At 38.7% G+C, this 24,360-nt stretch carries 23 protein-coding genes; 1 reads left to right on the forward strand and 22 read right to left on the reverse strand.

What is annotated here, in order from left to right; all coding sequences use genetic code 11:
* Position 1: 1 nt before the first annotated feature.
* From I6F47_RS02905 to I6F47_RS03005, 21 genes are all read right to left on the reverse strand, one after another.
* Positions 2 to 571 carry a Maf family protein gene (locus I6F47_RS02905; RefSeq protein ID WP_007586343.1) on the reverse strand — a complete coding sequence of 190 codons (570 nt, stop codon included), beginning with the start codon at positions 569 to 571 and terminating at the stop codon, positions 2 to 4.
* Positions 571 to 1,050 (reverse strand): rod shape-determining protein MreD, encoded by a 480-nt coding sequence (mreD, locus tag I6F47_RS02910; protein WP_007586341.1) that lies wholly within the window; start codon positions 1,048 to 1,050, stop codon positions 571 to 573. The genes I6F47_RS02905 and mreD overlap by 1 nt, the downstream gene beginning before the upstream one ends.
* Positions 1,043 to 1,885, reverse strand: a complete 843-nt coding sequence (gene mreC / locus I6F47_RS02915; protein ID WP_193371825.1) for a rod shape-determining protein MreC — start codon at positions 1,883 to 1,885, stop codon at positions 1,043 to 1,045. Before mreC ends, mreD begins: the two co-directional genes overlap by 8 nt.
* A complete protein-coding gene (locus I6F47_RS02920) occupies positions 1,885 to 2,928 on the reverse strand; it encodes a rod shape-determining protein (protein ID WP_007586338.1) in 1,044 nt (347 codons plus the stop codon). The genes mreC and I6F47_RS02920 overlap by 1 nt, the downstream gene beginning before the upstream one ends.
* Positions 2,929 to 3,062: 134 nt before the next feature.
* Complete coding sequence (locus I6F47_RS02925) at positions 3,063 to 5,111, reverse strand: SUMF1/EgtB/PvdO family nonheme iron enzyme (protein WP_165735290.1); 2,049 nt, start codon at positions 5,109 to 5,111, stop codon at positions 3,063 to 3,065.
* A 121-nt stretch (positions 5,112 to 5,232) separates the two neighbouring features.
* On the reverse strand, positions 5,233 to 8,973 hold the full coding sequence (locus I6F47_RS02930) for an H-type lectin domain-containing protein (protein ID WP_197183303.1): 3,741 nt from the start codon (positions 8,971 to 8,973) through the stop codon (positions 5,233 to 5,235).
* Positions 8,970 to 9,461, reverse strand: a complete 492-nt coding sequence (locus tag I6F47_RS02935; protein WP_165721209.1) for an agglutinin biogenesis protein MshP — start codon at positions 9,459 to 9,461, stop codon at positions 8,970 to 8,972. The genes I6F47_RS02930 and I6F47_RS02935 overlap by 4 nt, the downstream gene beginning before the upstream one ends.
* The gene (locus I6F47_RS02940; RefSeq protein WP_165721210.1) at positions 9,451 to 10,290 is read right to left on the reverse strand and encodes a PulJ/GspJ family protein; all 840 of its coding nucleotides are present in this window, start codon (positions 10,288 to 10,290) and stop codon (positions 9,451 to 9,453) included. Before I6F47_RS02940 ends, I6F47_RS02935 begins: the two co-directional genes overlap by 11 nt.
* Positions 10,290 to 10,841, reverse strand: a complete 552-nt coding sequence (locus I6F47_RS02945) for a type II secretion system protein (protein ID WP_197116343.1) — start codon at positions 10,839 to 10,841, stop codon at positions 10,290 to 10,292. The genes I6F47_RS02940 and I6F47_RS02945 overlap by 1 nt, the downstream gene beginning before the upstream one ends.
* Positions 10,828 to 11,319 carry a type II secretion system protein gene (locus I6F47_RS02950; RefSeq protein ID WP_010553771.1) on the reverse strand — a complete coding sequence of 164 codons (492 nt, stop codon included), beginning with the start codon at positions 11,317 to 11,319 and terminating at the stop codon, positions 10,828 to 10,830. Before I6F47_RS02950 ends, I6F47_RS02945 begins: the two co-directional genes overlap by 14 nt.
* A gap of 8 nt (positions 11,320 to 11,327) precedes the next feature.
* Entirely contained in the window at positions 11,328 to 11,849 is a 522-nt protein-coding gene (locus I6F47_RS02955) for a prepilin-type N-terminal cleavage/methylation domain-containing protein (protein WP_165721212.1), read from the reverse strand.
* A gap of 22 nt (positions 11,850 to 11,871) precedes the next feature.
* Positions 11,872 to 12,456: a pilus assembly FimT family protein gene (locus I6F47_RS02960; protein WP_165721213.1), complete on the reverse strand. Its 585-nt coding sequence runs from the start codon at positions 12,454 to 12,456 to the stop codon at positions 11,872 to 11,874.
* 1 nt (position 12,457) lies between these two features.
* Positions 12,458 to 13,678: a type II secretion system F family protein gene (locus I6F47_RS02965; protein WP_165721214.1), complete on the reverse strand. Its 1,221-nt coding sequence runs from the start codon at positions 13,676 to 13,678 to the stop codon at positions 12,458 to 12,460.
* Complete coding sequence (locus tag I6F47_RS02970) at positions 13,665 to 15,392, reverse strand: GspE/PulE family protein (RefSeq protein ID WP_024594461.1); 1,728 nt, start codon at positions 15,390 to 15,392, stop codon at positions 13,665 to 13,667. The genes I6F47_RS02965 and I6F47_RS02970 overlap by 14 nt, the downstream gene beginning before the upstream one ends.
* Positions 15,389 to 16,531, reverse strand: a complete 1,143-nt coding sequence (locus I6F47_RS02975; RefSeq protein ID WP_165721215.1) for a tetratricopeptide repeat protein — start codon at positions 16,529 to 16,531, stop codon at positions 15,389 to 15,391. Before I6F47_RS02975 ends, I6F47_RS02970 begins: the two co-directional genes overlap by 4 nt.
* The gene (locus I6F47_RS02980) at positions 16,528 to 17,430 is read right to left on the reverse strand and encodes an ExeA family protein (RefSeq protein ID WP_007586321.1); all 903 of its coding nucleotides are present in this window, start codon (positions 17,428 to 17,430) and stop codon (positions 16,528 to 16,530) included. The genes I6F47_RS02975 and I6F47_RS02980 overlap by 4 nt, the downstream gene beginning before the upstream one ends.
* Before the next feature lie 2 nt (positions 17,431 to 17,432).
* Positions 17,433 to 19,091, reverse strand: a complete 1,659-nt coding sequence (mshL, locus tag I6F47_RS02985; protein ID WP_197183329.1) for a pilus (MSHA type) biogenesis protein MshL — start codon at positions 19,089 to 19,091, stop codon at positions 17,433 to 17,435.
* Positions 19,075 to 19,398, reverse strand: a complete 324-nt coding sequence (locus tag I6F47_RS02990; protein ID WP_007586318.1) for a hypothetical protein — start codon at positions 19,396 to 19,398, stop codon at positions 19,075 to 19,077. The genes mshL and I6F47_RS02990 overlap by 17 nt, the downstream gene beginning before the upstream one ends.
* Positions 19,376 to 20,071, reverse strand: a complete 696-nt coding sequence (locus I6F47_RS02995) for a hypothetical protein (RefSeq protein ID WP_007586316.1) — start codon at positions 20,069 to 20,071, stop codon at positions 19,376 to 19,378. Before I6F47_RS02995 ends, I6F47_RS02990 begins: the two co-directional genes overlap by 23 nt.
* Positions 20,068 to 20,667: a PilN domain-containing protein gene (locus tag I6F47_RS03000; RefSeq protein ID WP_231609141.1), complete on the reverse strand. Its 600-nt coding sequence runs from the start codon at positions 20,665 to 20,667 to the stop codon at positions 20,068 to 20,070. The genes I6F47_RS02995 and I6F47_RS03000 overlap by 4 nt, the downstream gene beginning before the upstream one ends.
* Entirely contained in the window at positions 20,664 to 21,587 is a 924-nt protein-coding gene (locus tag I6F47_RS03005; RefSeq protein WP_024589870.1) for a hypothetical protein, read from the reverse strand. The genes I6F47_RS03000 and I6F47_RS03005 overlap by 4 nt, the downstream gene beginning before the upstream one ends.
* 76 nt (positions 21,588 to 21,663) lie before the next feature.
* Between I6F47_RS03005 and I6F47_RS03010 the strand changes: the two genes are divergently transcribed.
* Positions 21,664 to 22,572: a 1-aminocyclopropane-1-carboxylate deaminase/D-cysteine desulfhydrase gene (locus I6F47_RS03010; RefSeq protein WP_165721217.1), complete on the forward strand. Its 909-nt coding sequence runs from the start codon at positions 21,664 to 21,666 to the stop codon at positions 22,570 to 22,572.
* Here the strand turns inward: I6F47_RS03010 and I6F47_RS03015 are convergent.
* Positions 22,569 to 24,251, reverse strand: a complete 1,683-nt coding sequence (locus tag I6F47_RS03015) for an EAL domain-containing protein (RefSeq protein WP_231609142.1) — start codon at positions 24,249 to 24,251, stop codon at positions 22,569 to 22,571. The genes I6F47_RS03010 and I6F47_RS03015 overlap by 4 nt on opposite strands.
* Positions 24,252 to 24,360 lie beyond the last annotated feature (109 nt).

Here is a 24,360-nt window from a genome sequence, read left to right on the forward strand (position 1 = left end):
GTTACCTTCTTAAGAATGTTTTTAATAATTGTTCGGTTTCATATAAAGGTAAGCCTACAACAGAAAAATAGCTACCCGCAATGTGAGTTACAAAGCGACCACCTAAACCTTGGATACCGTAGCCACCGGCTTTATCTTGTGGCTCATTAGAATCCCAGTAGGTATTTATTTCTTCATCAGTTAAAGTTTTAAAGGTGACATCTGTGCTTACAACACAGCTAAGCACATCATTTTGCGTCGCAAATGCTACTGCGGTAAGTACTTGATGTGTGTTACCTGATAAACGTTTTAATGTGTGTATAAAATCGTTTTTATCACGAGGTTTACCCAGTGATTCATTATCGATAACAACTACGGTATCACTACCAAGTACAGGGCGATCGGTATATCCAAGCTCTACACCGCTTTGGGCTTTCAAGCGAGCTAAACGCTCAACAAGTGCTCTAGGTTGCTCGTTTGGAAGTGGGCTTTCATCTGCATCAACACTAAATTGTGTAAATTCGACACCTAATTGGCTTAATAACTCTTTACGACGGGGAGAGGCTGATGCCAAATATACTGCGGTAGTCATTACCTGATCCTAAAATGTCTGCGATATTTACGAAGTAGTAAAAACACCCAAAACCAACTAACCATTCCGGTTGCTACTGGCCATAAATACTGTGGATTAAAGTAAACCCCTAACAAAAAGTGATTTAGCCAAAACTGCATTAAATGATACAGCGTTAAAAACAAACCAATTAATAAGCTTTGTTGCCAAAGCGAAAAGTTACGAATTTTTTGAAAGTTGCTCGCGGTTACAAATATACATATTGAAAATGTAAGCGAGTTCACACCTAGCGGTGAGCCAGATGCTAAATCTATTAATAAACCAACAACCCAAGCAGTACCAATATTTAAACGATGCGGTACTGCCAACGACCAATACATAAGTACAAGTAAAACCCAGTCTGGTCTAAATGGTTCAAACGAAAAAGGGAGCGGCATTAATGCCATTATTAACGCAAAAAAGATGCTTAGCGCAATTAACAATGAATAACGGTTAATCATCGCTGATTTGCTCCTGTTGATTACGCCATAAAATAACCAGCAAACGAATGCGATCTAATTGCGCAATAGGTTCTGCAAAAACTTGTGCAAACGGGCGGCCTTCATCACGATTTATTTCGGTTACTACAGCCACCGGGTATCCCTCTGGGAATGTGCCACCTAATCCTGATGTAACAAGTACATCGCCAATTCGCACATCTAAGCTGTGCGGAACGTGAGAGAGCTTAACGACGTTAATTTTACCTATGCCCTCAACAACAGTTCGCACATCGTTACGCAGTATACGCACAGGTGTGGCATGCGTAGTGTCGGTCATGAGTAATACGCGTGACGTAGTTGACCCTACTTTAGTTAATTGCCCTACTACACCCATCTCATCAATTACGGCTTGGCTTTCACTAAGTCCATCGGTGGTACCACGATTTATAACAACTTGATGGCTATACGGATTTGAATGCACAGAAAGTACTTGAGCAATAATTTTACGATTTGATTGCTTTGCAGATGAGCCTAATAAGGCGCGTAGTTTTTGATTTTCTCTGGCTAGAAATTGATACTGCTGAAGTTGCTCGCTTTGTAGCATTTGCTTTTTTTTCAGCGCCTCGTTTTCAGTAAGAAGTTGCTCCCGCGTATGCAGGCTTTTAGCACTTAAGCTAAATAATTCGTAGGGTAAATTAGCAACATAAATTAGTGGGCTAACTAAGGTATTGAGGCTGGTACGAACAACGGTACCACCTTGCGTATATCTGTCTCCAACAATGAGTGCGATACTCAAAAGCACTGCGACAAAAAGTCGCAGTTGCAAAGAGACTGTGCGTCCAAACATTAATTTCATTAGTCGTAACTAAAAACGTCACCACCATGAACATCGATCATTTCAAGTGCTTTACCACCACCACGTGCAACACATGTAAGTGGATCATCAGCAACAACAACCGGAATACCCGTTTCTTCCATTAATAAACGGTCTAAATCTTTTAACAATGCGCCACCGCCAGTAAGTACCATACCGTGCGCAGAAATATCTGATGCCAGCTCTGGTGGTGATTGCTCAAGCGCAACCATTACTGCACTCACAATACCCATTAATGGCTCTTGTAGAGCTTCTAGGATTTCGTGTGAGTTAAGTGTGAATGAACGCGGAACACCTTCAGCAAGGTTACGACCGCGCACTTCAATTTCGATTGGCTCATCAGTTTTAAACGCAGAACCAATTTGATGCTTAATATTTTCAGCTGTCGCTTCACCAATTAAGCTACCAAAGTTACGGCGTACATAATTAATGATAGCTTCGTCAAACTTATCACCACCAATACGAACAGATGATGAGTAAACAACGCCGTTAAGTGAAATAATAGCAACTTCAGTTGTACCACCACCAATATCAACAACCATAGAACCGGTTGCTTCTGATACTGGTAAGCCTGCGCCAATAGCTGCTGCCATTGGTTCTTCAATTAAGTAAACTTCACGAGCACCTGCACCCATTGCAGATTCACGTATTGCACGTTTTTCTACTTGAGTAGCACCACACGGTACACAAATTAGTACACGCGGACTTGGACGCATAAAGTTATTGTTATGCACTTGTTTAATGAAGTGTTGTAACATTTTTTCTGTTACAAAAAAGTCAGCAATAACACCGTCTTTCATTGGACGAATCGCTTTTATATTACCCGGTGTACGACCTAACATAAGCTTTGCTTCTGTACCTACAGATGCAACACTTTTAGGTCCACCAGCACGCTCTTGGCGGATAGCAACAACAGAAGGTTCATTTAATACAATGCCTTCGTCTTTTACATAAATTAGGGTATTGGCTGTACCCAAGTCGATCGATAGATCGTTAGAAAAAATACCACGGAGTTTTTTAAACATGAGGCTGGATGACCTTTGAAATACGTTCTTATATTAGCTGCCTCACTTTAACATGCTCAACTATATGAGCAATATAAAGCGCAGCGCCTTTGTGAATTTGTGAAAAAAGGAAGCAAAGCTTCCTTAATTGAGTTTTATCGTTCGCGAACTAAGCGAAAACCAATGTAGTTAGATCTAAAATCAGGCGCTAAAATTAAACGCGTAGATGCACGAGCAAGGCTTGGTGCAAAGTTCCACGCTCCGCCTCTTACTGCTACATCAGACTCACCTGATTCTTTATCGGTCCATTCCCATACATTGCCTACGGTATCGTATAATCCAAATGCATTTGGAGAAAAAGAACCTACTGGTGATGCACGTCTGTTTGACCATTCACTACCACACCAACCACAGTTAGCTAGGTTTTTACCAATTTCGTTACCCCAAGGGTATTCTGTTTCAGTTCCTGCGCGTGCTGCGTATTCCCACTCAACTTCGTTAGGTAAACGAAATTGCTGTCCTGTTTGACCAGATAACCACTCAGCATAAGCTTTTGCATCGTTATAAGTTAAACATACAGCAGGAAAGTCACTACCTTGCTCAAAACCAGGATTACGCCAATTTAAATTTGCTTCCCATACTGGTTCGCCATTTAAATAATACGCACACCCTTTATTTTTTTCCGCTTGAGTTTTATAACCTGTATTTGCTACAAACTTTTCGTAGGCACCCACGGTTACTTCTTTACTTTGCATAGCGAAAGAATTTGCTATTACTTTTTCAATTACTGGACGTTCATTAGCTAAACCATTGCCGTTAATATCGCCCATTTTAAATTTGCCTGCAGGAATAACGACAACCGGCGTTTCAACGTTTGCATTTAATACATTAACGTTTTCACTAACCTGGCGTGTTGTTACTTCTGGTTGCTCTCGAGTATAGGTCGGTGCAGCAATCGACTTAGGCTTTTTTACTAAATTTGCATTAATTGTTTGCGCTTTATTCAAATCAACACGTGCTTGATAAGGTTTATAACCAAGTTTACGTATTTCAATGTTATGAATGCCCGGCGGTAAACGTGTAATCAAGCGTGTTGAGCCAAAGCTTACACCATCGATAAACACTTCATCGTCGTATACGTTTGATCGTAATGTTAGCTCTACCGATTGATCCTTCTTCTTATTAAGGATAGAAGGGTAATCTTTTTTCACCAATGCAGGTTTAACTGAATAATCACGTACTGGCTGCTCATTTAAACGAGAAACCGACACTGTGTTGCTATTATCCGCGCTATTACTGAATGTTAACTGACTATCAGTAAATGTATTGTTATACGCTGGTTGATAAGCAGCCGTAAGTGGCGTGCCGTACTCAGAACAATAGCGGTTATCTATGCTTAATAAGCTACATAAACGGCTGCTATTAACTTCACCGCGCATAGTTACGCTTAAGTTAACGTTGTAATTACCTTGGCCGCTAAATGCACTGTTAACTACATGGCTACTTAATATTTGTACTTGAGCGCCCGCCAAATTACGTTTTGGCTCAACAATGCGCTCTTCTGTTAGATTTGCAAAAATTTGATCAACAAAGCGTTTAGTTGCTTTTTGTAGACCCATTTGCTGACCGCGTTGCTCACATGCTGCTAGCGTTTCTGTTCGCTTACAGTTAATAGTGTGGTTAACCTCAAGCGTACCTTCACGTGTAAACTCGTTACGTAAACGCTCTACGCGGGCTGTAGTTAACTGCTCTTTTAAACTTTCTAATGTATTTAAAAGCGTATGCTTAGCAACACGAATTTGTTCTATATCTTTACGGTGGGATGCAATTGCCGCCAACTGCATAGAAATGTCATCTTTATTTTGCTTATGATCAATCACCGCTTTTTGATAGCGTGATTGAGCCGCACTAATATTAATAGTGGGATCGTCAATTAAACGACGGTACATTTCGTTCATCGCATCGAGCGCTTGGTTTTTTTCTTTATCTAGCTCTGTAGAACGAGAACGAAGTAGCTCTAATTGATTTTGTAACTGACTTTCTTCTTTAAGATGTTTTTCAAGTATTCTTGTCGAGTTATCGTATTCTGTCTGTTTAACACTAATCTCTGAGTCAATTCCAGTCACTGTAGCTGTGTCTTGTGCAAATGCACTACTAGCTAACAAACTAGCTGAAATTAACAGAGATAAAGGAGTAATTCGCATATATTCCAGTCCCAAAAAGCGGCAATTATTTGGTCGTTATTATTTTTTATAATTAAAGCCTTATGCTATGTACTTGCAGCACAAAACACAAGCTTTGTTCAATTATTATATTAGTTTACAACTATTCGCGTGTTTCACGCCAGTAAATAACCCGATCATTTCCTCTAAAGCGTCCAAATTGTAAAATAGTACGAGGATCAAGCTGTGTTCCATCGCCCTGCCAATCCCACTTTAACCAATCATAAGTATTATATTCTAAGGTAAATTCACCCAAACCATTTGGCTGTGCATAAATACCGTTATCTGCCGGATACACTCCCGCTTCTAGCTGGCCAGATACACCAGTCCCATATTTATAGGTTAATTGTGGGCTGCTAGGTGATATTTGAGTGATTTGGGTATGATCAAATACACTACAATTATCTTCAGTGTTATTTACAAATCCACTGCCGTTGTAATACTGAGCCTGCATAGGAATAAGTAAAGGGTCGAGATCGGAGCCTGCGTTATTGCCAAGGACTAAACGTCCAAACCTAAACTCTATCGGTAATGCATTTAGTCGTACGCTATTACAACCACCCGAGCATGCTGTTTGTGTATTAGGTTTATCATTTGCATCAATGAGTGTTGCTCCTTCTATGTTAGAAAGCGTTGCCATTAAGCTCACCATAGCGAACGGTCCGTCTGCTTGCCCTACACCTAATCTTTTAAGTGTCGTGTTGAGTTGGCTCATTTGCCATTGACCATCGCTTGTATCTCCCCAGTTGTTATTTCCTAGGTTTACTAAGCGGCTAGTAAAATTAGTTGCAGGTACATAGTTACCTACTTCATTATTTTCGGCATTAACGTCTACACTTGATTTATCAAAGCCCGCTTTATAATTAGCCATTAGCTCACCATTTTGATTTTGTGCTTGTACTGTAAAGCCAAGTTCAAAAGGTTGATCAAGGTAAGTTAAATTACTGCCGTATTGCGTGCATTGCGCGGCAGCTTGAACCCCCACTACCTGAAACTGCGAAGGTGCAAAACGACCAACGTTATATAGCTCACCTTTTACATCTCCCGCACCAAAATAATCGGCATCTTGAAGGCCTGCTGTTAAATCAATGATGCCAACTTGGTCGTAATTATATTGCGATATAGATTCGCTTAAATCACCGGTATCACTAAAAGGGGATCCGTTAATTGCCTCAAGCGTACCTTGCACACCAGGTGTAGGTGCTTTAAGCGCTGGCTCTACAAGCGGTTGCTCTGTAATAAAATGCTTAGCTATGTTGTTATTTGTAATATTGCTGTAGTTGTCTGGGAAACCATCGTTGTTAGTGTCTTGCCCTGTTTGCCACTGCACCGCATTCATTTTTAAATCGAATGCTTCGCCCGTTAATCTAAATAAGCTCCCATTAGCGTCTGCTGCATAACCATCACTTGCTACCTCCATGGCTAATCCAAATGGTTTTACGACATATTCATTTGAACTACCCGTTAAATTTACTGATAAATTAGTTAGTGGGTCTAAAATTAAATTGGTATTTACATTTAAACTCAACTTTCCTGCATCGGGGTAATTTATAACAATCGGGGCTTTAGACTCACTATCAAAGTTAAGTATGAATGATTTAGAGGCTTGCTCTACCGCAAAGGTATTATTGTTATTACTAAGTGAAACCGTATCAGAGCAACTTGCACCAGCACTGCATGTATACGATAAATCTAAGCTTACATCGCCACCAGCGGGAAATGCAGCTTCGCATACGCCCGTAGTGGTATTTGTTTTTACCGCTTGAATAGATAGCGCTTTTGCATTAAATCCAGTATTTGAAGGCTTTGCTGATAACTGAGTTGGAATTGTAGTATTTCCATCAGTATCATTATTAAAAATAAATCCAGCATCAGAAAACGTAACTTTACAGCCACTCAAACCAACATTATTACCACCGATATAACAACGAAGAGGTGCAGAAGGATCAGCAGTGTTATATCCAAATGTAACACTGCCTGTGGTGCGTTTAGCAAACTCAACAGTTGTTGAGCCTGTAAAATTAATATTCTCCCCTGTAACCCAACTTTGCTGACCACTATTATCTGGAGAAAGGTTTAAACTAGACGGCTCAGCAAATAATAAATCGCAGGCATCATTAGCGCAGGCTGTTAGTGTCATTTCTTTAGCTTCACACGTTAGACCTTTGTTATCGCTTATTGTTAAACGATAATGATCCAGTGTTTCTGGTGTATAAATACCACAAAAACCAGGGATACTTTCGGGTACTGGTAAAGCGTCAAACGTTGAGCTCCCTTCGGTAATAATTTGAGTAGCCGATGTAATTGATCCCTGATACGTTACATTTTGAGCGATTCTTACCTCACCAGTTGCAACAATATAGCCCGCAATATTTGCATCGGCTGCAATAGCAACCGCACCATCCACATAAATAGCCAAGTACGCGCCAGTTTCTACTACTATATTTGTTTTACCTATATTCAAAAATGAAGTTGATAGAAGTGAGGTTGTGTCTTTTAAAAAAATACGTGTAGGCGCTGTTACTCTGTATTGTGTTTCCAGCATACTTAACTGCAACTCATCGTAATAATAGTCGCCAGCTAAAGAAGTAGGTACGGGCCCTGTTGAGCTACCATCATTTGTAACCGTTGGCACCTGCGCCGCTTGATTCGGTTCTAAAGAGTTATAACCACCAGCAACACACGCCTGACCATTACACAAAGGAGGGCTCGTCAGCGCTGTAGAAATTAAACTTGTGGTGGTGACAAACTGCGCATTACCATCGGTTATTTCTACTCCCTGCACCAGCTGCACTTCACCATTGTTATAAGTAGAAATAGCGCCCGGGAATAACGTATCACAATCTAAAATATCACCATTAAATACAAAGGTACTGGTCATGGCGAGTATTGATGCTTCCTCGTTTACGTGACGGCGCTCGTTATCGCCATCACGATCTTCGTCAACAACTAGCCCTAACCTGTCGGTCCTTAGGTTACAGCTGCGTAGCCACCCGCCATCATCTTCTTGGCGTGAGTTTTTACTTGCTACAACTAACGGAGCCACACTAAAGTTATTAGTAAAACTAAAGTAATTACAGCCATTGCTCCAGCCGTCAACTTCAAAGCCTGTGAAAAAAGTTTCCCACGATACCTCAACGCCATTATCATCAGAAAATGTGCGGTTACTTCCGGGCTCTACAGCCATATAGGCAACAGTTTCGGTTTTTATGAGCCCAAGTGCTGTTTCAGATGCTTCTAAAGCAATATTAACGCCGCTGGCAGATAGAGAATTACTTTCTACTGCAACTGTTAAAAACGGAATTAATGCCTCAGAAGGTGGATTGCTGTCTATGCTATTGAGTGTTTGTAACGAATGGAAAAAGTTTGGCCTTTGAGTAAACGGTTCAGCAAATGTTAAAGGCTTATAGCCTTTAGGTGTTAATGGAGCAAAGCCAGACTTAGAGCCATACTGTAATTCGAGCAATAGATCAGTATTACCTACTTCCATAATTGTGCCGTCTGGAAATTGATGCACACCATACTCAATGGCTAAATAGTGCGCTCCCATACTAATATGCCCGCCATCCTCTCCTGAAGGTTCAAGCGGTAAGGCCTCAAAGCTAGTTGTGGTTATATTACGTATTCTTATTATTGCAGGGTTTCCGCCTTGGTTTGTTGAGAGCATAAAAACAGCAGGAGGCGTTATATATTGCTGTTGAAAATTAACTTTTGTCCAAACAGGCGATGTATATGTATCTTGCAGCTCTATATAACGGCCTTCGATTTTTGGAGGCACTGCATTTGCGTAATTACAAAGTAACACGCAGCTAAAAAATATAGTGACCAATGCATTTTTCATCATGGTAAAGTTTTAGCCTCCACACTGAGCGTTCTTTGTGTTTGCCAATAATCTTTTCTGCAGCTACTCCCTGCAGGGCAATCAATTGCGGCGCATGTTGCACTGCTTTGTAAGTAATATATATTCACAAGCCCGTTGGTTGTACTGCTATCAGGTAAGTCTATATATTCATCGCAACTCACCACTACTTTACAGTTAGCTAAATATGCAGTTTGGAAGGTTAAATCAGTAGTAACTGATGTACAGCTTTGAACTGAGCTATTTGTTGGAAATAGTTGCGTTAAACCACTTTCTAGGCCGCTTTGTGCTGCCATAAAAGCGCGAGCCCCATAATACTCAATCGTATTTTGTTGAGATGCACCAGAAAGCACTTTAACTAATGCTAATCCTAGTGCTAATAAAGCAACAATAATTACCAAAGAAACAATTATTAAGTTCCCTTTTTGTTTACTGAGTAAGGCTTTTCCGTGAGGATTTTTTTTAAGGTACATTAGGAATATGTACCTCATGGTTAAAGTTCATTACTTCAGTATCGTTAAATTGCATTTGCGCATTCACATTAAGCACAGCGTTTCTTTGTAGGGAGAGCGCATCAAGAGTAAAAAATAAATCGCTCGCTAAATTATTGGCAATGTAAATACCTAATAAATCACGTTTAACACCACTGCTTATTTGTAAGCTCACGGCATCTAATTGATTAACAGTAAAACCGTAATTGGTATATCTATATAAATACTGCCCTTCAACGCAAAAACTTACAGGTTCTGAAAGTAAATAAAGGCGTTTACTCGGCGACTCTTGGGTAAATGCTTTGCTAAATTGCCACTCATCAATTTCGCTCGCTGAACTATTAAATGCTGATACTTGCAAACGCTTATTATTATTCTCATCGTATATATCAGCACTGCTTAATGGGTATATCGTTGCCCAATTTCCAGCTTGCGGCTGCGTTAAGTTATTAAGTTCAAAATCAACAGCGCTAACATTAAAAGGCGCTACGGTAGGTAGGTAATTTGTATAGTGAGTCGCTGATAAAAACGGCGTATATTCTAAGCACTGCTGAGCACTACACGCTCCGCTAGTACTGTTATCGCAAGAGAGCCTTAAAGAGTTTGGCGTAGCGTGGCGAAGCTCTTTACTAAGTCGCGTTATTAAAAAGCGGGCCTGGGCTACTGCTTCTTGGCGTTCAACCCCTTGCGAATAAATACTGACCCCAGCACCAATAAACGAAAATGCACTTACGGCTAAAACACCAATAATAACCATGACAAGTAATAGCTCTATAAGGGTAAATGCATTTTGGTATTTAGCTCTTTGCATTAGTAATTCCCTTTATATGCACTAAATCCGTAAACTTCGCCTAAGGGTGATGTTACTTCAATAGTAATACGCTTAAAGGTTGTGCCATCGTTGATGGTCAATTCGTTAAAGTCGCTATCGTACTCAACAGTAACAACTAAGTTAAAGTCACTGTATTGGCTTAACACCTCTCCTAAGCTATTAGTAATAGGCTGGTTAGACAGTGCAATATAGTCATCTACATCGTTATAACTAGTTCGGGTTTCTAGGCCTGCCCCTAAGTTATCGACGCCTAAATCGCCCTCTGCGGTACAAGGTTCAGCACCCAAGGTTGTTTCGCCGCAACGTCTAAAAGGTGCGCTTCTATCGCTGTGCTCATCAAACGATTTACTTTGAATTTCGTTCATTAGTGATTGACCAAATTCAGAGGCTCTTAAAGCAATAATTGGCTCTGCACTTTTTTTTGCTTGCGGGGCAATTAAAGCGGTAATAATGCTTAATGCAATAGCAAACATCACTATGCCAATAATAAGCTCAATTAGAGTAAAACCTTTTACTTTAAGGGCACGCATATATAAGCCCTTCACCACTTATGCATACGCCAGCTAATCCAACATCTATTCGACACTGCGAAGTGCAGGTTTGATTTGATTTACCTAAAGGATCAAAACTAATTTGGGTAAATATATTTGCGTTACTATCTAAAGCGCTAAATGTTATATCACTTCTTTGCGTGTTTATTTGTACCACTAAATGATCGGTGTTGTTGGTATCAGCGCCACCAATACATGTATCAGGTGTGGGGGGAGCAATAAGTGTGGAGGTTATATAAAGAGTATGGCAACTTGTTGTCGCTGTATTTTGCATTGCACGTAACTGCACTGTTCTAAGTGCATTTAAAGTACGGTCTCGATATGAGTATGCATCTTCTGTTGAGCTGCCCAGAAATTTGGGAACTGCCGTTACCGACAGTATTCCCAATATCACTAGAGTAATAATTAACTCAATGAGTGTGAAGCCACGCAATCGTTGCTTACTACTGCTTATCATTTATGTAATTAACAGCCCGTAGTAACAAGTGTTATTACTGGAGGAGTTACAACTACAGGGCCCGTCGTCGCAGTAGCTTGCTTATAATCAATACGGCAATCATCTCCCTTTACATAGCTGTTAGGATAAATAATTAAAGTACCATCGGCTGCTGAATCATCTAGATTAAAATCCGCAGAATCATCAGTAGCGAAACTAACATCTAAAAATGCTTCAAATGCAGCAAGTGTTGCTGCTGGGTAACCATAAACTGTATCGACTGCATCCCCTGTATCTACAGTAACTTCAGCCGTTGCCTTTTTGTGATCACTAGCAATAATAGACTTACCATTTACAATATTCATACCACTGCGAATCGACCCTTGTAAGCCTTCAAGTGTTGAAGCATTCGCATCACCTTGCAAGTTTAAAAAACGAGGGGCTGCAGTAACAGCTAAAATGCCTAAAATAACAATTACGATGATCAATTCAACAAGTGTAAAACCTGCTTGTTTATTTATTGGTAAACTTTTTAACGATTGCGTTTTCATAGATAAGCCTCTTTTTAATTACTTAGTTTTTAAATATTTTTACTTTGCCTGTTTTAGCAAAGTATGAAAAACCTGTTAAACCTGATATTTCACCCGTATTGGTAGGTATACTTTTAATATCAATGGTATGAGTTAAATAATAGACGCATTGCGTACTTTCTGCATTGTACCTAACTAAAAAACTTACACTTTTTATTATCGATATTTCACTACTTAAGGTACTGCTTGGTGCATCTTGTAAAATTACATTTAATACTTGGCGGCATTTATGAGCATTTATAGACTCTGCGCGAGTACCTTTTTTTTCTGTTTCGTCACCCGTTGGTGTACCTAACGATCCATCAACAGCAACTATCACTCCTCCATAATTAACGAATGTTATATTTGACTTACTATTTGGTCTCCCTTCTAACTCCCATTGACCTCTAACCATGCCAACAGCCGATGAAAAACTACCCGCAATAGCATCTACGCTTGCATTATGCGCTTGATTTTTAATACCTATATATTGAGGTATAGCAAAACTCAAAATTACTGCCAGTAAAATAACAACAATAACTAACTCAAATAATGAGAAACCTTTTGAGTAAGCTATTGTTGTGTTCACCTTAATTCCCTTTAATTGCCGACATCATGTTCCACATAGGCATAAAAATACCCAATGCTAAAATCAGCACCATAATGGCAACAAACACAGTTAAAATAGGTTCTATTTTTGCAGTTAAGCTTCGTAAGTCATAATCAACTTCACGCTCATAATAATCAGCTGCTTCTTGAAGTAACTCATCAACCCGACCGGTTTCTTCACCTACGGCGACCATCTGTAATACAAGCTGAGAAAACAGCTCAGAACTTTTTGAGGCTCTAAGTAAGCTATCGCCTTTTTCTATATCTTGGCGCATAGTAATAATCGCTTTTTCCATATAGCTATTATCTACAGCATGCGCTGTTAGCGATAATCCCGTGGTCATAGGTACACCAGACCGTAATACCATAGCTAAACTTTGACTATAACGTGCAAGCAACGTACGTTTTAAAATATCGCCAATAAAGGGGATTTTTAATTTATATTGATCCCACTTGAAGCGTCCTGGTTCTGTATTTAAATAACGCTTCCAAGCGAATACCGCTCCAATCCCCACAACTAATAGCAACCACCAATAGTTAACAAAAAAGCTACTGGTGCCAATTAATATTCGTGTCATTAACGGCAATTCGGCATCAAATTTGGCAAACATGCTCGCAAAGGTAGGAATTACAAAAATATTTAAAATGACCATAGCTGCTACAAGAGCCAAAATAACAAAAGTAGGGTAGCGCATAGCTGCTTTGATACGCTTACGAGTTTCCTGTTCTTTTTCAAAGTAAATAGCGAGTTGATAAAATGCATCTTCTAATCGGCCAGAACCTTCACCAACCATTACCATTGACACAGTTAAGCGGCTAAATACCTCGTTATGAATTGCCATTGCACTGGATAAGTCGCGGCCTTGCTCAAGTTGCCTGGTAACTTCCATCAATACATTTTTAAATTCTTTATTTTGTGTTGTATCTGCCAATCCAATCATTGCTCGTATAATTGGAATACCCGCTTTTAGTAGCGAATACATTTGTCTAGAAAACATAATCATGTCGTCTAGCGTTATTTTTTCGACAAATAAATTATCAAAAATTTTAATATTATTTTTTGTTTCAACTAAAGAAATTGATATGGGTATAAATTGACGCTTCATTAAACTATCAGCTACGCCAGCTTGGTTACTCGCTTCTAATTGGCCTTTTACCAATACACCTTTGCTGTCTTTCGCTTTATAGCTATATAGTTGCATCAATATCCCCTACTATTTCTGGGATATATTCAGCCACTTTAAATACTTCATCTAAAGAGGTAATACCTTTCTTAGCGTAATTTAATGCCATAGCCGAGAGTGGTGAAAAGTTAGCACTATTTTTAGCAGCCTTTGCAAAGCCTTGTGTATCGTTAGCGCGCAATGCATCCATCATTGCATCATCCATTTCGAGCAACTCAAAAATACCTACACGTCCTTTATAACCAGTGTGATTACATGCTGTGCAACCTTGCCCTTTAGAAAATTGAGCATCTGTAATCTCTTCGCCTAAATATTTTAACCAACTTATTTCTTGGCGATCTGGCAAGTACGGTACTCTACAGTCATTACATACTCGCCTTACTAATCGCTGAGCAATAATCGCTCGCAGTGAGCTTGCCACTAAGTAAGCCGGTGCACCCATGTCGATTAAGCGCATAGCGCTGGTAATTGCATCATTGGTATGTAACGTTGATAGTACTAGGTGGCCTGTTAAAGCGGCCCTTAATCCAATATCTACGGTTTCTTGGTCACGCATTTCGCCAACCATTATAATGTCAGGATCTTGCCTTAGAGCGGTCCGTAAAATACTGGCAAAACTTAGCCCTATTTTATTATTTATTTGTACCTGGTTAATACGTCCAATACGATACTCAACAGGATCCTCTACTGTAATAATTTTACTTTCTTGTTGGTTTAACTCACTTAATGCACCATAAAGTGTGGTAGTTTTACCCGAGCCTGTTGGCCCAGTAACTAAAACCATGCCATGTGGACGTTTTATAATGCTGCGCACACGTTTTAATATGTGTGCCGGCATGCCTGTTTCATCTAACGATAGTAATCCCGCAGATTGATCAAGCAAACGCATTACAACTGATTCACCATGCTGAACCGGCATGGTAGATAGGCGCACATCAATACTATGGCTGCGCACTTTTATATTAAACCGGCCATCTTGAGGGAGGCGTTTTTCAGATATATCTAATCCTGACATAAGCTTTAAACGTAGCACTAGTGCCGATGCTATTTTTACTTGGTTAAGAGTGTGCTCTTGTAATATGCCATCTACACGTTGACGAATGCGAAGCAAACCTTCATCTGGCTCAATGTGAATATCAGATGCGCGAACTTGCACAGCGTCCTCAAATATTGATTGCAGTAACTTTACAACGGTTGCATCAGATGTCTCATCACCTAAAGAGTTTAAATCAAACTCTTCTACGTCTTGATATTCTTCATGGAGTTGTGCTGCAAAGTTGGTAATTTCATCTGTACGACGATATACGTTGTCAAATGCAGCCATGATTTGGCTTTCTTGTACAACAGCTAAATCTATTCGTTTAGGAGCAAGCATAGTCGCAAGTTGATCAAGCCCCCTTAAATCAGCAGGATCGCTCATCCCAACCAAAACAGAGTCACCATTATCTTCGATTACTAGTGCTCTGTAACGACGCGCATATACCTCAGATAAAAGCTTAGATACATCGTGTGATATTTTTCGCTGTGATATATCTAAAAAAGGTACCTGTAATTGCTGCGCTAAAAAGCGTAATAATTGTGGCTCACTAATAAACTCAAGTGTAATAAGTGTCGAACCTAATTTACGGCCCGTTGCAGCTTGAACATTTAATGCTTCACTTAGTTGCGCTTCGGTGATCATGTGTTCGTGAACAAGTAAATCGCCTAAGCGCATTTTTAAACTAGGTCTCATACGGCCTCCTTTAGTGCAACTAAACGCTGTAATGCATGCTGGGTCATAGCGGTATTTAACCCACCTAAATCTAGAGCCACCTTATAAAGCTGTTTAGCATCGAGGTACTCTCCTAATGCATCTTTTGAGGTTGCAAGTGCAAGCCACCACTTGGCTTGGCTAGGCTGGAGCTGTGTAAGATGTTTAAAGCTTTCAAGTGCTTTATGGTGCTTACTCGCACTTTGCGCAGCAGTACCTTGCAGCACCCAAAAATCAAGATTCGCCTGGGATTCAAATTCATCACTTAAAAGCAGTAATACCCCTTCATACTGTTGTTGCATAATGAGTATTTTGCTTAGCATTACACGCCATTCAAGTACGTCAGGGTTTTGGCGAATACCTGATTGCAAAACCTGTTGCGCAGAATTTATATCTTGCTGTCTAAAGTAAGTTGCAGCCAGTAAGTTTCGGGCCTCAACATGTAAAGGCGATTGCGCTAAAATAATGTTTAAATCACTAATTGCTTCGTTGTATAAGCCAAACTGTATTGCCTGTTTAGCTGCTGCTAATTGCTCGACTAATAAAGCCTGTGGTGACTTAGTTTCTGCCGCGCTTTTGATCATAGTATTTTGTGGCTTAGTTTTAGCCACTGAAGTAATTTTTGGCTTGCTGACAATAACTTCGCTAGCCACTAACACATTATCTTTAGCTAGTGCAGGGCTTTGTTTAACCTCGGCAATTACAACCGGCTCAGCCGTTGGTTGAGAAACCAGTAATGTTGCTTCACTCAACTTGGATTCAGCTAAATCATTCACTTCTGGTTTTATTTGCTCAACTTGCACAGCCTTCTTCACAACTTCTTGCTCAACTAAAGGCTCTACAGTGCTTTTTTCATCTTGAGAATCAGATAAATTAGAGCTCAAAACCGCAACCATTTTTTGCTGTGGTAACACAGACTCACGTTGAGTTTCTTTTTTGTCGGCGGTCGGTAAATACAGGTATGCTAAAAAAATGACACTTAGCATAATAAGTAAAATTACGGCTTTAAATACAATGTTTTTTACATCATATATTGGCTTTACGCTTATACCTTCTTGAATATTCACTTGTTTAGCTTCACGTTGCTCAATATTTTTAAGCATATTATTTATAACGCTCATAACCACTGCCTCCATACCCATATGGCAGCAATAGCTAAAACACTAAACATTAAAGCGCTATAACTCCAATATTGGCCTGTTCGGTATTTTGCGCAGTCTTCAGTATCTTTTATGGCAAGCTGAATATGGCGATTTGTTATTGTATTTAACCCTTCACCGTACGCTTGTAATAGTGCTTTGTGGCATAAAATATTAACTAACCTAGGAATTCCACGGCTTGCTCTGGCAATCTTAAGCCCCATACTATTATTAAATAAAGGAGGCCTATTAAATCCTGCAACTTGTAAGCGATGATTAATATAATAAACAACCTCAGCGCCAGTCATCGCCCGTAATTTATACGAAAAACTAATACGTTGGCGTAACTGCCTTACTTTATTATTTGCCAGTTTTTCATCAAGTTCAGGTTGCCCAAATAACACAACTTGAATCAACTTTTCGCTTTCTGTTTCTAAGTTTGTAAATAATCTCAGCGCCTCTAGAGTCTCCCAACTCAAGCATTGCGCCTCATCTATCAAAAGCACTACGCGCTCATTATCTTCTTGTAAGTCGAGTAAGTGATGATTTATAAGCTGCCCTAGTGCTTGTTGGTCCAATGCTTTATCTACATCCATACCCAGTTCAATTGCAATCGCCCATCTAAGCTCTTCAGGACTTAAATAAGAGTTAGGTAAATAAGCCACAATGTAATCTGGCTCAAGTTGGTTTAATAGTTTTCTACAAAGCAACGTTTTACCTGTCCCAACTTCACCGGTGACTTTAATAAACCCTTCACCCATTTCAATGGCTGTTGTTAGCACTTGCATCGCTTCATGGTGCGGTTCAAGTGCACAAAAAAATTGTGTGTTAGGGGTTAATGTGAAAGGCATTTCACTCAAATTAAAAAAGCTTAAATACATAGTTAATTTTCATACCATGTTTTTAAAAGCTGACGGCTTTCACCTTGTTGTTTTTTCCAAGTATCGGGCATAACAACGGTTGGTTTGATTAAAATAATTAGTTCTTTTTTCTCTTGGCGTTTACGAATACTTTTGAATAAGTTGCCAAATATGGGGATATCACCCAGCACGGGTGTTTTTGATTCTTCATCCTGTGTTGACGTTTGCATCAAACCACCAATAACCACTATTTCGCCACTTTGAGCGCGAATAACGGTATCTGACTCTCGAATGTTGCTTTGCGCTAGAGGTAACTCAAAACGTTGATCGTCTAAAGTAATTACTTTTAGCTGCTCTTCTGTTTCAGTTACTGAAGGGTGAACATGCAAAATAACTGAGCCGTACTTGTCAATTTGCGGCGTTACATCAAGGGCAATACCAGAAAAGAACGGCGTTAAATCAATCTCAGGCGAGGTAGTTGTAGCAGTACCTGTTACCGTCGTACTTGATACATTAGTAACAAAGTATTCGTCTTGCCCTACTTTTATAACTGCTTTTTGGTTGTTTGTAGCCGTAACGCGAGGGTTGGATAACATTTGCACATCACCTTGGGTTTCTAGCAAATTAATAACCCCGTTAAAGTCACCTTTTTGAATTGTCAGCGATGACGCTCCGCCAATGGCAGCCGAAATGCTATTACTAATTGTAGAACCCGCTGTTGTAGCAAACGAAATACCGCCTTCTAAACCACTGGCTATGCGCTCCCAGTTGACCCCTTGTTGGTACTCATCTTTTAAGGTTACTTCTATTATTTTTGCTTCTAGAATAACTTGGCGTTGTAGGTTTTCTTGGCTTTGACGTAAAAACTCTTTTAGCTGACTAATTTCGCTTGGTAATGCATTTACGGTTACCAAACTAGCTTGTGGGCTTGCAACAACATAGCGCCCATCGCTTGCGCCAATTAAAGACTTAAGGGCAACTTCTAATTCCTTCCAAAAATCGTTTTTATTAATTGTTTGGATTCGAGAACCATTTAAATCTAAGCTTTGATTATCGCCGCCAAACTCACTATTTTGCTGGTTACTATTACCTGAACTTGAACCACTCGAACCACTGCCACTTTGTGCAAATTGACTCACCCCACCAGCAACAACACTCACTGTAGACTGACCATGGCGTTGCATCATTAAATAATTTACAGGTATTGTTTCTGTGCGCATTTTGGCTGGTAGTACTTGTACAATTCGTCCTTCATTAACAATATCTAAAGGATACATACGCTTAATAACATTAATGACTTCATTAAACGTAACGCTTTTAAGATTTAAATTAATTGTGCCATTTACCTCAGGATGCACAGCAACACTAAAAGGGGTATCGTCTGTTAAGCCTGCAAAAAAAGCGCCTATTTCGACATCATTTGCTGCGACATCAAAACGCTTTATAGATAAATCATCACTTATAGTTTGCTCATTATTTATAGATGACAATAAGCTTTGTGTAAGTTCGCTTGGCATTTGTAAAGGCGCAATTACTTTAGGATCTGTAGGTCTTTCAGCTAACTCTTGCTCAATATGAGTTTTAACCTCTTTACCTGGTTTAAAGCTATGGCACGCAGTTAAAAATGTAGGTAACAATAGAAGAACAAGCCACGGATGAGATAAATTATTTTTTAATTTCATAGTCATATAATTCTAATTTTATTTGTTTATCATCATTTGCTAACACAACCTGTTTTGAGTTAATGCTTAGCACCCGAAAATCATCTACAGCATCACCAACTCGATAAATATGGCCTGAAATAATGGCCTTAAATGCTGTACTGTTTTTAATAATAGATTGCAATTTAAGTTCTGTACTTTGCTTAACTGGACTATTGTTACTCACAAACATATTTGGCTGAGTCGGATCGCGAAGTTGCGCAAGCGCACTCGGCGCAATAATGTAAAAAGCCAAAGTACAAATACTATAACGCGATAAATTTTTCATTAGCGCTCACTGTAGCAATTTGTAAAGTTAATTCAGCCTGAGGGTACTCTAGTACCTGATAACTAAACTCTTGTATTAATAACTTATCTTGATTATTTTTTAATGCGGCTAAATATTTTTGTAAGCTAAAGTAGCTACCTTGCAAAGTAACTACCATCTGATGCTCAAAAAATAATGTTTGCGTATCATGTTCACCTAGTTTTTCTACATCGATAGCCCGTGCTGGTTTTACATTAAAGCTACTCACTTTTACGTCGCTACTATCTACGAGCAAATCTTTTAAAACGGCAGGTACATTTTTAGCAGCTACAAAGCCTTGGCTAAAACTATTAAGTTGATTATTTATTTCGGCTAATTCATCTCTGGTTTGTGCAATTTGACCGCGTAAAACCTTAGTGTAGTCGTAGTTTAGTGCTTGGTTTAACATGGAGAGTTGCGCATTTATCTGCTGTAACTCTTGCAGCGTTGTATTGTGCTTTGAACGTATGTTGGCAACTTCATCTTGCTGTGGAAAAATAACGAACCAGAGACCGAGGTAAATCACTATAAACAAACCAACAAATAAGGTGGAATACTTCTCACGTTTTTGCAGCGATGCAAACTGAGCTTGGTATTTGACCCATAATGGCCAACCTTTATTTTTATTATTCTGGCTACTTATTGTTTGGCTCATGGTTTATCGCCCTCATCACTAAGCTCTGTCGCTACATTAAATTCACTCACACCTGCTTGCGTAGATAACTCTAAAACTGAAAACTCTTTATCAATAAAAAATGGCGACTGTTTTAAATTATCAAACCAAATTGGTAAGAATTTTGATTGCGATGTTTGACCTTGAAGCGTCACACTTTGCCCTACAAACTTAATGTGGGTCAGCCAAATATTAGGTTCATGATACTTAGCTAAATCGTGCATTACCTGTGCGTAATCGGTTGCAGACTGATCTGAACTTTGCTCTAAATAGCTAAATATTTGCTGCTTGTGCAAAACCTCTTGCTGAAGTGTTTTTAGCTCATTAATAAAGAGTGTTTTATTTTGTTTCTCTGCTAACTGCTGTTTTACAACTTCTAACTGAGCTTTTCCTTGTTTGAGGTATTGCCTATTTTGTTCTAAATCAAGCTCACTAGAATATGTTTTATAACTGTAAAAAGCCCACGTGATTGCAATAATTAATAGCGCACCTAACCATAACGTAATCATTCCAGACAAAGGGACTGGGTCTCGCCGTACGCGTAAGGTTTTTTGATAAAAGTTAATCCGGGTTTTCATAGCACAGACTCAGGATCTGTTAATTGATAGGCTGCCCCAAGCGCATAATAAAAATTTGGCTCTAATTGCTGCGCTAATTCTAAGTTAGGCTCAAAATCTACAACTTTTACTTGTAAAAACTCTGCAAGCCCGGCTCTAAGAGTTAATGAAGATAAATCATCGCACTGTAACTGAATGCTGCGAATTGGTGGTTGCTTGAGCTGGCTTTCAAAAAAGTCCATAGAACGCTGAATTTCTAATCCTAACGCTTCTATCAATTCTTGATTTTGATCTTTATCAGAAATACCTAAAAAACCATTTAATCGTCTAGCTAATACTAATTGCCCATCACGAATAATTAAGATTCGAGGTTCATGATTAGCATGTTGCACAATCAGCATATGCGCCTCTTTGTATGAGCCAAACAAGGTAACTAAAACCATTTCTTCAGAGGTCATTGCACGCAAAACAGGTTTAGTTTGTTCAAAACTGTCTATAAACGGAAGTAGTTGCAGCTTATTCGTAATAAACACATTCATTTTGCTGCTTTGCATCGGTAATGTTATTGGATAATCGATAAAATCAGCCACAATATTTTCAGAAGCTATATCAACTAAATCTTTTGTAGTCCAAGGGAGTGACTGAATAATTTCTTCATCACTAAGGTTTGGTTTATCCATTTGCACTATTTGATAAAAGTAGTGCGGTATGACTAAATTAACGGCACAAATATCAGTAGAAACCTCATTTGTACAAGCAACAATTGCAGCGGTATAATCGGTTTGCTCAGACACATTTACACTGTGAGAACTGTGAACCATCCATTGGTCGCGTTGTTTTTTTAAACATACTGCGTTAACAGTATCTGCGTAAGTTGCAACACCAATAGCTGTATTTGGATCTAAACTACGATTTAACCATGAAAACAGCTTTTCTTTCATATAGCTACTATTGTTAATTGTGTATGAAATAAGTGTCGTACATTTTAACTACTTTGCCAAATTGAAAACCAAAAAAATGCATGAAACATTCAAAATAGATGAAAATAACTATATTCAACAAATACATAGCTCGTTTCTAAAAAAGAGAAAAATTTATTTAGGTATAAAACGTGATGATTTGCTCCATCCGCTAATAAGTGGCAATAAATGGCGTAAATTAAAATATAATTTAGCGTACATGCAAAAGATAAATAAAACAGAACTTCTGACTTTTGGTGGTGCGTTTTCAAACCATATTCACGCCTGTGCAGCTGCCGGAAAAGAATTTAATATAAAAACTCGCGCGATTATTCGCGGACCTGAACTGGATAACAACAACCCAACAATCCAATTTGCAAAACATTGTGGTATGAACCTACATGTAGTTAATCGTATAGAGTATCGAAAACGCCACGACACCGATTACCTTAATGCTCTGCAAGAGCGCTTTCCAAATGCTTATATTATTCCTGAAGGTGGCACTAACGAGCACGCCTTATTAGGATGTAAAGAGTTAGTACAAAGCTTACCTGAGCATAGCTACTTAGTGTGCCCTACCGGTAGTGGTGGCACGCTTGCTGGATTAATAGAAGGCAGTGCTTCAACAACACAAGTGATTGGTGTAGCAGTATTAAAACAAGCTAATTATTTAAATGAAGAAATTAAAAAACTAAGTAACAAAGCCAAAAGCCAAAACAACTGGCATTTACTCACAGAGTTTCATGGTGGTGGCTATGGTAAGTTTTCTCCTGAGTTGTGGCAGTTTTGCCAAGATATGAGTCGCACACATAATCTACCGCTTGAACCTATTTACAGCGGAAAAATGATGTATGCATTGTGGCAACTTATTGAGCAAGATTATTTCCCATCTGGGAGTAAAATTATTGCGGTTCATACTGGCGGGCTTCAGGGCTTGAATGGACTTAAATATAGAGGGTTAATTTAATTAAATACCGCTTGCGTAAACTCTTGAAGTGGCTCTGAAAAGTAAAACCCTTGAGCTCCCACCACTCCCAATTTGGCAAGCGTAAACAACTCTTTTTGAGTTTCTACACCAACGGCATACACAGGTAAATTTAAAAGGTTTGCGGCTTCAACTATCTTTTTTATTTGCCTTTGATTTTGAGTTTTTTCATTTAATAAATGAATTAGTTCGTATGATAATTTAAGCCCGCATACTTGGTTATAATTAGCTAATACAGCTACTTTTTCACTACTTTTTACATTATCAATCACAACTTGTGAACGGCTTTTTTTAATTATATTTAGTGCATTAGTTATCGATTCTCTATGAGTAAAAAACTCAGCCTCACTTATTTCAAATTGTAATTTAGCACTTAATTTAAGCTCTGCTATTTGACTAGGTAACCATTCCCAAAATACATTATTAAACCAATTTTTAGGGTGTAGATTTACACTAACTGTTAAGGCCGAAGATTCACTCAGCATTAGCTTTTTAACTTGTGTTATTACTGCTTTATCTAATATTAAAGCGTCTTGATTACTATAAACCTGATTAATAAAATAACGAGCAGCTAGTAAACCAAGTTGGCTATGCCTAACCCTAATAAGAGCTTCATGTTCTAAAATTTCCCCGCTAGAGAGCTCAAATAAAGGCTGGAAGAATAATATAAATTTATTCTTTTTAATATTTTCGATAACTTGCTTACTAGAAAGTGGTTTTTCTTGACAGTAATTTAACGCTAAGCGGTGAGAATGCTGCACTAAGCTGTTTTGCGATAGCATAAGTGCTGATTTTGCTAACTGATAAACCGCAATTTTATCTGCGCCTAATCGATAGTCGCACGCACCTATTTTAATGTTTTTATGAGTCATACTTTTTTGATGATTCTGGCATAGTAAAAACACACTTTTATGGAGCTTTTCAACGTAGCTGTCTAACTCGGGAATAGGAATGTGTGGCAAGGTTACGGCCAAGTAACTGGAATTTAGTATTTTTACCGACACATCTTTAAATTCAGTCAATTTTCTAGTGATTAACACTTTAAAAATAGCTTCTTTATCGGTTTTCTTATCAAAGTTACATTCAATGAGTAAAAATAAGCTATGTGATGCTGTATTACCCCCATACAAAGAACTTAATTCGCATTTTTTTACTTGTTTAATTAATCGTATTTTATTTTGTTTTTGTTTAATAATTTTAGTAGGTTGTATCATTGTATTTTTAGGCGTAATTTTGCGGCTTACATTCAATAACCCCCACCAGCGATAAGACCAGCTAGCTGCGCCTAATATGATCAAGTTTAGCAATATAAATAAGTAACTTTGTGTTACCCAAGCAGGATAATGATAGAGGCTCAAACTTAATGTTTTATAAGAAAAAACTTCGCGCTCTATATTTACTAAATGCCTAAAATGCTCTGCAGGCTTTGGCACTTCCAACACAAAACCTTCACTTTTAGCTAATGCGGCCAACACTTCATTGTTTATAGAAGGAGATAAATTCAGCTCGTAAACTTGTTTAACGAACTGCTGGCCAGAAGCATGAACTTTTTGATGTAATGCATCATTTAGAACGAAATTAAAACTAATAAGTATCATTAAAAATAAGACAAAAGAGATACCTTTGAAGTACTTTAAAAGCCAGATTTTACTCTTTTGCATAGCCTGCCACTCGTTAAATTATTAACTAAAGTGTTGTTCAATATCTATAGAAGTACAAGGCTGTAAACTAAGTTTAAACGTTTATTAATAGCGCTAAACAAAAAACACT

The organism is Pseudoalteromonas sp. NZS37, assembly GCF_015864265.1.
Classification (GTDB): domain Bacteria; phylum Pseudomonadota; class Gammaproteobacteria; order Enterobacterales; family Alteromonadaceae; genus Pseudoalteromonas; species Pseudoalteromonas arctica.